This window comes from Alicyclobacillus tolerans (genome assembly GCF_900142255.1).
GTDB lineage: Bacteria > Bacillota > Bacilli > Alicyclobacillales > Alicyclobacillaceae > Alicyclobacillus_I > Alicyclobacillus_I tolerans.
This window is the reverse complement of the sequence record NZ_FRAF01000012.1, coordinates 41,837-53,629: the sequence shown is the minus strand read 5'-3', so window position 1 is coordinate 53,629 and position 11,793 is coordinate 41,837. Positions and strand designations below refer to the sequence as shown.

The following is an 11,793-nucleotide window of genomic DNA, read 5'->3' as shown; positions in this document are numbered from 1 at the left end:
AGATGGAAGTTACAGCGTCAATGGTCAAAGAATTGCGTGAGAAAACAGGTGCAGGTATGATGGATTGTAAGCGCGCCTTAGCTGAAGCCGATGGGGATATGGAGAGAGCGATGGAAGTTTTGCGCGAGCGCGGACTGGCATCTGCTGCTAAAAAATCGGGTCGTGTAGCTGCGGAAGGATTGGTGGAAGCTTATATTCATGGCGGTGGACGGATTGGCGTTTTGGTCGAAGTGAATTGTGAAACTGACTTTGTGGCCAAAAACGAAGATTTTCGTCAATTGGTTCGTGATATTGCTATGCATATTGCTGCCTCTAATCCACTTTATGTGCGTCGCGATGAAGTTTCGAGTGAGTTCATAGAGAAAGAACGCGAAATTCTTCGGGCGCAAACTTTGAATGAAGGTAAGCCGGAAAATATTGTGGATAAAATTGTGGATGGACGTATTGAAAAATATTTGAAAGAAATTTGCCTTCTAGACCAGCCGTTTGTCAAAAATCCAGATAAGACAGTGGAGATGTTGGTGCGTGAGAAAATTGCCCAAATAGGCGAGAATATTTCCATCCGCCGTTTCACACGTTTTGTTGTTGGTGAAGGTATTGAAAAGAAAGAGAGTAACTTTGCTGAAGAGGTCATGTCGCAGGTTCGCGTTTAATGGCACTGGCCTTTGCGGTATAAGCAGGGGAACACGGCGTGGAGACACTATGTGTTCCCCTTTTGCAAACCAGGTATTGTCGTGGTCCCCGCAATATATAAAGCTATAGGGCTCAAAATTGGATGAGTTCTTATCATGAGGAGGCATTCTCAATTTATGACGACACCCCAACCTAAGTACAGGCGGATCATTCTCAAACTGAGTGGCGAAGCTCTGGCAGGGGATAAGGGATATGGCATTGACTCTGAAATGATGTCAAACATTGCGTTACAGGTTCGAGAAGTTGCGGATTTAGGTGTGCAGATGGCTATTGTGGTCGGGGGAGGAAACATCTGGAGAGGTGTTTCGGCCAGTGCTCGTGGAATGGATCGAGCAACAGCGGATTATGTGGGAATGCTGGCAACCGTCATGAATGCTTTGTCGCTCCAGGATGCTTTGGAAAAATTGGGTGTCGATACACGGGTGCAAACATCGGTGGAAATGAGTCAGGTAGCCGAACCGTATATTCGCCGACGAGCCATTCGTCATTTAGAAAAAGGACGAGTGGTTATTTTTGCGGGTGGTACGGGTAATCCATATTTCTCTACAGATACAACCGCCGCGCTGCGCGCCGCTGAGATTGAAGCGGAGGTCATTTTAATGGCCAAAAATGGAGTGGATGGTGTTTATACGGCTGATCCTCTCAAAGATCCAACAGCTGTCAAATATGATGAATTAGAATTTATGGATGTTTTAAATCAAGGTCTTGGTGTTATGGATTCTACAGCAACCTCGCTTTGCATGGATAACAATATTCCCTTGCTTGTTTTTGCTTTGGGAGAATCGGGCAATATTCGCCGAGCAGTCATGGGCGAAGCGGTAGGTACAATGGTCAGGAGAGTGAAAGTATGACAGAGCAAATTGTGAAGCATGCAGAAGAACGTATGGAAAAGGCTGTAGCAGCATTTCGCAAGGATGCGGCGTCAATTCGGGCGGGTAGAGCTACGCCGGCTATGCTTGAAAAAGTAACCGTAGAATATTACGGCTCACAGATGCCCATTCCACAAGTTGCAAGTGTAACTTCTCCAGAACCGCGCTTGTTGGTTATCTCTCCTTGGGAGAAAAGTATGTTGAGTGAGATTGAAAAAGCTATTCAGAAGTCTGACTTGGGTCTGAATCCTGCCAATGATGGTTCTGTTATTCGTTTAGTTATTCCAGCCCTTACGGAACAGAGACGCCAAGAGCTTGTCAAGCAGGTTAAAAAGATGGCTGAAGAAGCACGCGTGGCTATTCGTAACGTTCGGCGAGATGCTAATGACGAGTTGAAAAAAGCTGAAAAGAATGGAGATGCTTCGGAAGACGATGTTCGTAGATTGATGGAGCGGATTCAACAGCTCACAGACAAGTTCGTTGGTGAAATAGACAAAGCTGCGACTGGTAAAGAGCAAGAACTGCTTGAAGTATAGGCTTAAGATTGGAAAGTATTGGATTTAACAAACTGTCGCCGGATTGTGAGGGATGATCGGTGCGCTGGAGATGGGGTTGGGACAACCGAGGACAGAATCCTGACATCGATTCGCTTGCAGTTCGGCCTAAGCATGTTGGTATCATCATGGACGGCAATGGCCGTTGGGCGCGGCGTCGTGGATTGCCGAGAATCGCTGGTCACCATGCAGGTATGCAAGCTATGAAAGAGACGATTCGGGCTTGTGATGATTTAGGTATTGAATATCTTACCCTCTATGCCTTTTCTACCGAGAATTGGAAGAGGCCACAACGTGAAGTGGAATTTCTCATGAAGTTGCCTCGCCAGTTTTTTATTACGGAAATTGATGAATTAATGGAACGCAATGTGCGGATTCGTGTGATTGGCGATACTGAACAATTACCTGCCGATACACGTGAGACAGTATTGCAGTCGTTGGAGAGAACCAAACAAAATACAGGGATGAACGTTAATTTTGCTCTCAATTATGGAGGGCGTATGGATATTGTGTTCGCCGTGCGTAAACTTGCCGAAGCAGTGGCAGAGGGGCGAATAGCTCCACAAGATATTGATGAAAGTGCTTTGGCTGCTCAACTCTCCACCGCCCATCAGCCTGATCCCGATTTTATCATACGCACCAGCGGAGAAATAAGGCTCAGCAATTTTCTCGTCTGGCAATCCGCATATGCTGAATTATGGTTTACCGACGTACTCTGGCCTGACTTTAATCGGCAGCATCTTCTCCGGGCTCTGCAAGAATTTAGTGGCCGGCAGCGCCGGTTTGGCGATATAGGTAGGTGAGAGAATGATCAAACAGCGCGTACTTACAGCGACCATTGGTGTGGCTGTAATCTTGATCGTTTTGCTCCTGCCCAATGCTTGGCCATGGGAAATTGCGGTATGGTTGGTGACAGCCGCGGGTGTTACGGAGTTTGTGCGGATGTTTGGTGTTTCTTATCGTCAATCTTTGATGTATTTGGCTGTAATAGCTGTCACTTATATAGAGTTTGATACTGGATGGTACCATCCCATTTCTCTTGCAGTTATGGTTGCTCTTTGCCTATTGTGGCCTGTTTTGACTCGAAATCGCAACCATCTGGCCCAAGTTGCTCCTATCTTTGTTGGAATGCTGTATATCGGCATTGGCGGACACAGCATGATTCAATTAAGATTGGTTCCTCATGGCTGGTTTTTTCTCTGGTCCTTTTTAATCGCGGTATGGATGAGTGACACTACTGCTTTTTTTGTCGGACGTTGGTTGCAAGGACCTAAATTATGGCCTGACATTTCACCAAAGAAGACTATTTCCGGGTCTCTCGGCGGCATTTTGGGTGCAGCAGTCGGTGCGGCTCTGTTTGGTTTAGCTGTAGGACAAATTCATCTGGTCGCTTTACTGGGGCTAGGTGCTGGAATTTCTATTTTATCTCAGCTTGGCGATTTGATTGAATCAGCTTACAAACGAAGTACAGGAGTCAAAGATTCGGGTACCTTGTTACCCGGACATGGCGGCATTTTGGATAGAGTAGATAGTCTGTTGTTCGCTGCTCCGTTTATGTTTTATATGGTCCATACATATGGTTTGTTGTGGTTTTCTTTTTCCTAGAAATTTTGAACATACTGGAAAGAAAAGAAGTGATTCTGTGTCGAAGGTCAGCATATTGGGCAGCACTGGAGTCATTGGCTGTAACAGTTTAGATGTTGTTCGACGCCTCTCTCCTGCATGGCAGGTGGTAGCCCTGAGTGCAGGAAAGAATATGAGGTTGCTCAAACAACAGATAGATGAGTTTGCACCTCAGTACGTTTCTGTACAGGATGAACACTCGCGGCAAGAACTGATTCAACTATTTCATGGCAGACTCCCTTGTGATGTGGGCGTGGGTCAGGCTGGCTTGGAAGAAGCTGCTTCCGTTCCAGCCCATCTTGTGATCTCTGCAGTGCTCGGTGCCGCAGGAATTGCTCCTACTTGGCGCGCTATCTCTCAAGGTGCTGTGGTAGGGCTGGCAAATAAGGAGACGTTGGTGGCGGCAGGAGATTTAATCATGGAGCACGTGTCTGTCAACGGATCGAGCCTAGTTCCTGTGGATAGTGAGCATTCTGCGATTTTTCAAGCGCTTCTGGCCGGGAAACGTCAAGAAGTAGAGTCATTTTACATAACAGCTTCCGGGGGACCGTTTCGCACTTACAGCGTGCAACAATTGAAGTCGGTTACCCTAGAACAGGCTTTACAGCATCCGACGTGGAAAATGGGCGCCAAAATTACGGTGGATAGTTCCACGCTTATGAATAAGGGTTTAGAAGTCATTGAAGCGCATCATTTATTTTCTGCGCCATATGATAAAATAAAGGTACTCGTCCATCCGCAAAGTATTATTCACTCCATGGTGGAGTATGTAGATGGTTCAATTGTTGCCCAGTTAGGCAACCATGATATGCGTTTGCCCATTCAATATGCGTTCACGTATCCTGCCAGAGTAAAGCTGGATTTAGAACGAATTGATTTTGTCAAGCTGCGTCAATTGACGTTTGAAGAACCTGATCTGGAACGTTTTCCAGCCCTTCGTTTAGCGTATGAAGCAGGTCGAGCGGGAGGCGCCATGCCTTGCGTGTTAAATGCAGCCAACGAAGTGGCTGTACAAGCGTTTCTTGAACAGCGCATTGGCTATCTCCATATAGCGGAGATTGTAGAGCGACTGTTGCAGTCTAGTGATTATGCGGTACCTCGGTCGATTTCAGATGCGCTCCATATTGATGAAGATGTAAGACGTCGTGCCTGGCTTCTTATACAAAAAGAAGAATTAGGGCAGGATGTTTAAGTAGGGAAGGAGGGTGTATCCATGTGGTGGTTGCCGTTGGTGCACACGCTCCGTTCGGTCATCGCGATAGTATTGGTTTTTGTGGTATGCATCATGTTGCATGAGTTTGGCCACTTCTATGTTGCCAAACGTAATGGAGTAGCCGTGCCTGTATTTGCTATTGGTATGGGGCCCAAATTATTTGCTTTTCGCAAAAACGGTACAGAGTATTCGTTACGCCTATTTCCTATTGGCGGCTTTGTTCAACTTGCGGGTGAAATGCCACAGGATGCATACTTCAAAAAAGGTGAGCAGCTAGCTTTCTCGCTTGATTCCAGCGGTCGTATTGACGCCATTGGTGAGCCTGACTCACTGCCAGGGCGGACCGTGGGGACGTTGGTTAATCTGGATTTGACCAAGCACATGTTTATTACCATGGAAACAGCAGACGGTATTCGCTCCTATTCAGTCAGACCGCATGCTCGTTTGCAGACCAGTCTCCGTTCCAGCATTCCTCTAGTCTCCCCAGGGGAGCAAATGATTGGTAAGTCCCTATGGGCGCGTGCTTCGATTATTTTGGCTGGCCCAGTGATGAATTTTTTGTTGGCAGGAGTTCTTTTCTCACTTGTTTTCTTGCATGTAGGTGTTCCATCGAGCGCTCCTGTCGTGGGTGCAGTGCTACCGAATACACCTGCCGCTGCAGCTCATTTGCAACAAGGCGATCGAATTGTTCAGGCTAACGGAGTGCCTATTCAAACTTGGTACGATCTTAAGCGAGTGATTGTTGCTGACAAATCGAATCCTCCCAAACCCATCCCGCTTTTGGTGGAGCGCGATGGGCATCAAAAATGGCTTCTGGTGAGGCCGGAATTATACCAGTCCACACCCATTATAGGCATAGACAGTACTTTGACACATAATCCTTTCGATGCTTTTGCCCAAGGCTTTAAATCTGTTTACACCAACAGTGTGAATGCCATTCATCTCTATGCTCAAGTGATTGAACGTCATCAGTTCAACGATTTATCTGGTCCTGTCGGCATTGCGGATGTCATTTCCCAGCAAGCACAAACAGGTGTTTGGCAGGTGATGTATATCACTGCACTCTTATCGCTCAATCTTGGTCTCTTTAATTTAATTCCCATACCAGCGCTTGATGGTGGCAGATTGCTTTTTATGCTTGTCGAGTTGATACGTGGAAAAGCTATCGACCCGCGTAAAGAAGGGTTGGTTCATTTAGTCGGTTTTGGATTACTAATGCTCTTGACCGTTGTCATAACCTATCGGGATGTCACACGTTTTTTCTGAACGGTTGGATGATGGGTGTTGTACCTGGCGTTGCGGACCACGACCTTTCACTCAGCAGAACAGCAATGTCTAGGAGGTAGTCTAGCAAGTGAATTTTATCCGCTCATTTTGCGCCCTATTTGCTTCAGGAATGGAGATGGAAAGCCCTTCTCTCCATTCCTTTGTCGATCGCGTTTTTGTATTTTCATCACAGAAAAAATTAGCATTTCGATTGCCTTCTCTTCAATCCCTTCTTGAAGACTCTCCAAATGAAGTTCGTCAATCTTTGGTGGAGTATTTGCAAAATGGCTTCCTATTGCTTCACAAAACAGATGAGACACTAACTCCTTTAGGGGTTCAATATCAATTTTTAGAGGATGAATGGCTTTCACAAAATTTTGAACAAATAGCTATTTCCCTCATAGAAGCTTTGACCACACTCTATTTACACATAGAACCGCTTGCCGGGCGGTTTCTGCAGCAGGCAAGTTGGTTGTTGCAATCTGGCCAGACAGCCTCTAAAGATGAAAAACGTTGGATTGCTGTAGCTCATTTGGCACAGGCTGGCGCTGAGGAATGGCTTCAAAAAAAGAAAGTAGATATTTATTATCAGGAAGCCATCTCTACTTTATTCGGACAAGATCTATCGGTTCGATTTATTGAAGAATTGGCAAACAAAGAGTATCAAGAGGCGCTCAGAGAGCAATTGGCTGAACAGCAACAAGCTGAGGTTGCACGTATTTTGCAAGAAGAAGCAAGGCTGGAAGCAGAAAAGGCTAAATTGCGTCAGCAAGAGCAGGCGCCTGCTGAAACGAGATCGTACCCTTACGGGAATCGACGCAATCGAGAAGAAACCCCCATTGCCCCTCTTACATTGGGTAAACCATTAGACTCGCAAGAAGTCATATCGATTCAGGAAATTGAGGATGAGATGCGGCGCGCTGTCGTGCAGGGTAGAGTCTTCAGTGTAGATAAACGTGTCTTGCCGAGCGGTCGCTTTCTTCTTCAGTTCAATATTACGGATGGCACCAACTCCATCACGGCTAAATGTTTTGCTCGTGACGAACGTCAGCGCGAAGTGCTTGAACCACTGAAAAACAATGATTATCTGAGAATTGGCGGACAAGTACAATTTGATACTTTCAGTAAAGAAATCGTTTTTATGGTTTCTGATATGCAGCCAATTGAAGCTCAGTTGCCAATGGATTTTGCAGAGAAGAAACGTATTGAACTTCATGCGCACACCAATATGTCTCCGCTCGATGGAGTCATTCCTGTGGACAAGTTAATCGCTGAAGCAGCGAGGCTTGGTCACAAGGCCATAGCTGTGACCGATCACGGTGGAGTGCAGGCGTTTCCAGAAGCATATGGGGCGGCCAAGAAACACGGTATTCGAGCAATACTGGGTGTTGAAGCTTATGTGATTGATGATGGAGCGCGCGTGGTCATTCGCCCACAGTCGATAGAGCTTGACGATACATGCGAATTTGTGGTGTTTGATACAGAAACTACAGGCCTGAATGCGCGTGAAGACACTTTAATTGAAATTGCTGCCGTGCGTATGCGGGGAACTGAAATTGTGGATACATTCTCGACGCTCATCCAGCCCGAGCGTGCGTATTCACAGAAAGTGGCGGAGTTGACTGGAATTACACCAGAAATGTTGGAAGGACAGCCTGTATTGGCAGATGCTTTACCGCGTTTTCGAGAATTTGTTGGTGATGCGGTATTGGTGGCACACAATGCTGAGTTTGACAGCGGCTTTCTCAATCAGTGCGCTCTGCGGATTGATATGCCGCAATGGGAGCAGCCCATTATTGACACGCTTGCTTTGGCCCGCATTCTTTTTCCAGGAGAAAAAAATTATCGTTTAAAGACGTTGACGCAAAAACTTCAGATTGAGCTGGTCAATCATCATCGCGCCTTGGCTGATTCTGAAGCAACTGCACGTTTGTTTGCTCATATGCAGAAGGCGCTTCGTACCAATGGGATTACGAATCTTGTCGAGTTAAATGATCTTTCATCTACAGCCGATATGAGCAAAGTGCGTCCATTTCATGCGACCGTGCTTGTTAAAAATCGCCAGGGTCTACGCAATCTCTACGAGTTGGTTTCTCTTGCCCATACCAAGTATCTTTATCGAACGCCGAGGATTCCCAAAAGTGAATTGGCTCGTTTGCGGGATGGTTTGTTGATTGGTACAGCCTGTCAGCAAGGTGAATTGATTGAGAGTTTTATTCGCGGCAAATCTATTGAAGAAATTGAAGAAATATGCAGCTTTTATGATTATTTAGAAATTCAACCGCTGAGTCACTATGACAATCTCATTCGCGAAGGGATATGGCAGACAAACAGTCTCAAAAAGGTGCATCAGCAGATTGTCGAATTAGGGCAACGGCTCGGCAAGCCTGTTGTGGCTACAGGTGATGTCCATTATCTTTATCCACAGGACGGTATCTTCCGGGAGGTTTTTCTGCAGTCGCAAAATAACGGATCGAACGCTGAGCGTCAGCCGCCATTGCACTTTCGAACCACAGAGGAGATGTTGGAAGAATTTTCATTTCTTGGCGATGCTGCCATAGAAGTGGTGGTAGAAGCTCCGGCTAAAATTGCTGAACAAATTGAAGATGTACCGCCAATTCCCAATGAACTATATACGCCTATTATCGATGGGGCGGAGGATGAAGTGCGGCAATTGACTTACAGTAAAGCAAAACATTTATACGGTGAAGAGTTGCCGCAAATCGTTGCTGTACGACTGGAGAAAGAATTGCATTCCATTATTTCGCATGGTTTTGCAGTCATATACTTGATTGCTCATAAGTTGGTCACCAAGTCTTTGCAGGATGGTTATCTTGTAGGAAGCCGTGGTTCGGTGGGGAGCTCGTTGGTTGCAACCATGATGGATATTACTGAAGTGAATCCTTTGCCACCCCATTACCGCTGCCAAAACTGCAAACACAGCGAATTTCTTGATGATGGAAGTGTTGGTTCCGGCTTTGATTTGCCAAAGAAAGATTGTCCACATTGTGCCGAACCCATGGAACGAGATGGACAAGACATTCCTTTTGAAACGTTTCTAGGCTTTGAAGGAGATAAAGTTCCTGATATTGACTTGAATTTTTCTGGCGAATATCAACCGCGTGCTCATCGTTATACAGAGGAGCTTTTTGGGCGCGATCACGTTTTTCGGGCGGGTACGATTTCAGCTGTGGCTGAGAAAACAGCTTATGGATATGTCCGCAAATTTGCAGAAGAACGAGGATTGGTACTGCGCAATGCCGAAATTGAAAGGCTTGTACAAGGATGTACGGGTGTAAAAAGAACAACTGGACAGCATCCGGGCGGGCAAGTGGTTGTGCCAAGTCATGTTTCCATATATGATTTTTCACCAGTTCAGTACCCTGCAGATGATAAACAATCGGAGACGCTGACGACTCACTTTGATTATCACTCAGGGTTGGAAAACTGTTTGTTGAAACTAGATATCTTGGGTCATGACGATCCGACGGTGATTCGCATGCTTCAGGATTTAACTGGTGTCGATCCTAAAACCATTCCTTTTGATGACCCGCAAGTTTTGGCTCTTTTTAGTGGAACGCAATCTCTGGGTGTTACTGCGGAACAGATTCGCTCCAATACTGGGACGTTTGCCATTCCTGAGTTTGGCACCAAGTTTGTTCGACAAATGTTGGAAGATACGAAGCCAACCACATTTTCCGAGTTAGTGCGTATTTCCGGTTTGTCTCACGGGACAGATGTATGGTTAAATAACGCGCAAACTTTAATTCGTAACCAGGTAGCGACGCTTTCAGAAGTTATTTGTGCTCGCGATGATATCATGGTCTATTTGATATACAAAGGACTTGAACCAGCGCGCGCATTTAAAATCATGGAATCGATTCGTAAAGGCAAGGGAGTCAAGCCCGATGATGAGGCGTATATGCGCGAATTTGGCGTACCGGATTGGTATATAGAATCAGGAAAAAAAATCAAATATATGTTTCCTAAGGCTCATGCTACTGCCTATGTGATTATGGCTGTTCGTATAGCCTGGTTTAAAGTACATTATCCACTCGCTTTCTATGCTACGTACTTTACGGTGCGTGCTGATGACTTTGATGTAGAGTTGATGATCAAAGGCTCAGATGCGATACGTAGAAGAATTGAAGAAATTGAAGAAAAAGGAAACGCGGCTCAACCGAAAGAAAAAAGTCTCTTGACCGTACTTGAAGTTGCTTTGGAGATGGTAGAACGTGGATTTCGCTTTGAGCGCATCTCACTCTATCAATCTGACGCCACTCGCTTCCTGATGAATGAACAGAATGGTTCGCTTCTGCCACCGTTTGCCGCAATTCCTGGAGTAGGTGATGCTGCAGCCCGCAATTTGGCGCAAGCGAGATTGGATGGTCCATTTCTTTCTATAGAAGATTTGCAAGAACGTAGCCGAGTTTCGAAAACCGTCATAGAAATTTTGCAGCAATTAGGTTGTTTGCAAGGCATGCCAGAGTCCAATCAGCTGTCGCTTTTCAATATTTAAGTTTCTCTCTTACCATTCCATTGTATATGGTTAGTTGGTTCTTTTTAACATACCGAAGGAGCGTGCATAGGATGGCTCAACCGACAATCTATTTTCTTGGTCCCCAAGGAACTCATTCCGATATTGCGTTGCGCACATTTTGTAAACGAGTCGGATGGGAAAACGCCATTTTGCGGCCGCTTGATTCCATAGCAGAAATTATTCATACCGTGCTCCATGCGGAAGACAGGTCTGTACACGGATGTCTTCCGCTTGAAAATAGTATTCAAGGTTCAGTCACCTATGCTTGGGATGGACTCATTGAAATGGTGATTGCGCAAGAAAAGTTAGCTGATGAGATTGAAGACACGAATGCAGAGACGGATTATCCTCGACTGGTAGCAGCATGGACCTTACCTATTCATCATCATGTGTTAAGCAGCCCGGGGAGTGATTGGACGCTTGCTGAAAAAGTCTACTCTCATCCGCAAGTGCTTGCTCAGTGTCGGCATTTTATACAAAGAGAATTGCCTAAGGCGGAATGTATTCCAGTTTCGAGTTCAGCTCAAGCAGCGAGAATGGTTTCTGAACATTCGTTACAGCCTCAGATTGCGCTCGGCAATGAAATTGCTGCTGAACTATATGGTTTACACATTGCGAAACGTGCTGTGGAAGATGCGTCAGGTAACCAAACGCGTTTTGGGCTGCTTTCAAAAAATAAGGCAGAAAGCTTATTTGCTGAAGCTTTCCGCCCTGAGGAGCGCACCATTTCTTTATGTTTAATAGGAGTGCACAATGAACCTGGTGGCTTGTGGAGCGCACTAACACCATTTCATTATTTTGGGCTCAATCTCTCACGTATTGAGTCAAGGCCAGCAGGTCGAATTCTCGGTGAATATCATTTCTATATGGATGTTGATTTTCCGCTGGGCGAGTCGACAGAGCAAGTACAGGAAAATTGGCGGATAGTCTGTTCCATGCTCGCCTCTCGCGGAATACAGTTAAAAATACTTGGTGAGTATTTGCAATTTGGTCTATTGGAAAACCATTCAACCTGATAGTTTGCCGTTCTGACAA

General features: G+C 45.8%; 9 protein-coding genes. All 9 read left to right on the top strand.

Annotation, left to right across the window (positions count from 1 at the left end; translation table 11 throughout):
* Positions 1–2 precede the first annotated feature (2 nt).
* The 9 genes from tsf to BUA75_RS08065 all read left to right on the top strand — a co-directional run bounded on the left by tsf (position 3) and on the right by BUA75_RS08065 (position 11,774).
* Entirely contained in the window at positions 3–653 is a 651-nt protein-coding gene (gene tsf, locus BUA75_RS08105; RefSeq protein ID WP_072874098.1) for a translation elongation factor Ts, read from the top strand.
* A 156-nt stretch (positions 654–809) separates the two neighbouring features.
* The gene (pyrH, locus tag BUA75_RS08100; RefSeq protein WP_072874097.1) at positions 810–1,544 is read left to right on the top strand and encodes a UMP kinase; all 735 of its coding nucleotides are present in this window, start codon (positions 810–812) and stop codon (positions 1,542–1,544) included.
* Positions 1,541–2,098, top strand: a complete 558-nt coding sequence (frr, locus tag BUA75_RS08095) for a ribosome recycling factor (RefSeq protein ID WP_072874096.1) — start codon at positions 1,541–1,543, stop codon at positions 2,096–2,098. The genes pyrH and frr overlap by 4 nt, the downstream gene beginning before the upstream one ends.
* A gap of 59 nt (positions 2,099–2,157) precedes the next feature.
* The gene (gene uppS, locus BUA75_RS08090) at positions 2,158–2,919 is read left to right on the top strand and encodes an undecaprenyl pyrophosphate synthase (RefSeq protein WP_072874095.1); all 762 of its coding nucleotides are present in this window, start codon (positions 2,158–2,160) and stop codon (positions 2,917–2,919) included.
* A gap of 4 nt (positions 2,920–2,923) precedes the next feature.
* Positions 2,924–3,721: a phosphatidate cytidylyltransferase gene (locus BUA75_RS08085; protein ID WP_072874094.1), complete on the top strand. Its 798-nt coding sequence runs from the start codon at positions 2,924–2,926 to the stop codon at positions 3,719–3,721.
* Between the two features lie 37 nt (positions 3,722–3,758).
* Positions 3,759–4,931 (top strand): 1-deoxy-D-xylulose-5-phosphate reductoisomerase, encoded by a 1,173-nt coding sequence (gene dxr, locus BUA75_RS08080; RefSeq protein ID WP_072874093.1) that lies wholly within the window; start codon positions 3,759–3,761, stop codon positions 4,929–4,931.
* A gap of 21 nt (positions 4,932–4,952) precedes the next feature.
* On the top strand, positions 4,953–6,218 hold the full coding sequence (rseP, locus tag BUA75_RS08075) for an RIP metalloprotease RseP (RefSeq protein ID WP_129583567.1): 1,266 nt from the start codon (positions 4,953–4,955) through the stop codon (positions 6,216–6,218).
* An 88-nt stretch (positions 6,219–6,306) separates the two neighbouring features.
* Positions 6,307–10,737: a PolC-type DNA polymerase III gene (locus BUA75_RS08070; RefSeq protein WP_242650277.1), complete on the top strand. Its 4,431-nt coding sequence runs from the start codon at positions 6,307–6,309 to the stop codon at positions 10,735–10,737.
* Positions 10,738–10,808: 71 nt separating this feature from the next.
* The gene (locus tag BUA75_RS08065; RefSeq protein ID WP_072874092.1) at positions 10,809–11,774 is read left to right on the top strand and encodes a prephenate dehydratase; all 966 of its coding nucleotides are present in this window, start codon (positions 10,809–10,811) and stop codon (positions 11,772–11,774) included.
* Positions 11,775–11,793: the final 19 nt, after the last annotated feature.

Excerpts from the sequence above, each read along its gene's own strand:
- tsf (WP_072874098.1), top strand. The coding sequence starts at position 3 with ATGGAAGTTACAGCGTCAATGGTCAAAGAATTGCGTGAGAAAACAGGT.
- pyrH (WP_072874097.1), top strand. The coding sequence starts at position 810 with ATGACGACACCCCAACCTAAGTACAGGCGGATCATTCTCAAACTGAGT.
- frr (WP_072874096.1), top strand. The coding sequence starts at position 1,541 with ATGACAGAGCAAATTGTGAAGCATGCAGAAGAACGTATGGAAAAGGCT.
- BUA75_RS08085 (WP_072874094.1), top strand. The coding sequence starts at position 2,924 with ATGATCAAACAGCGCGTACTTACAGCGACCATTGGTGTGGCTGTAATC.
- rseP (WP_129583567.1), top strand. The coding sequence starts at position 4,953 with ATGTGGTGGTTGCCGTTGGTGCACACGCTCCGTTCGGTCATCGCGATA.
- BUA75_RS08065 (WP_072874092.1), top strand. The coding sequence starts at position 10,809 with ATGGCTCAACCGACAATCTATTTTCTTGGTCCCCAAGGAACTCATTCC.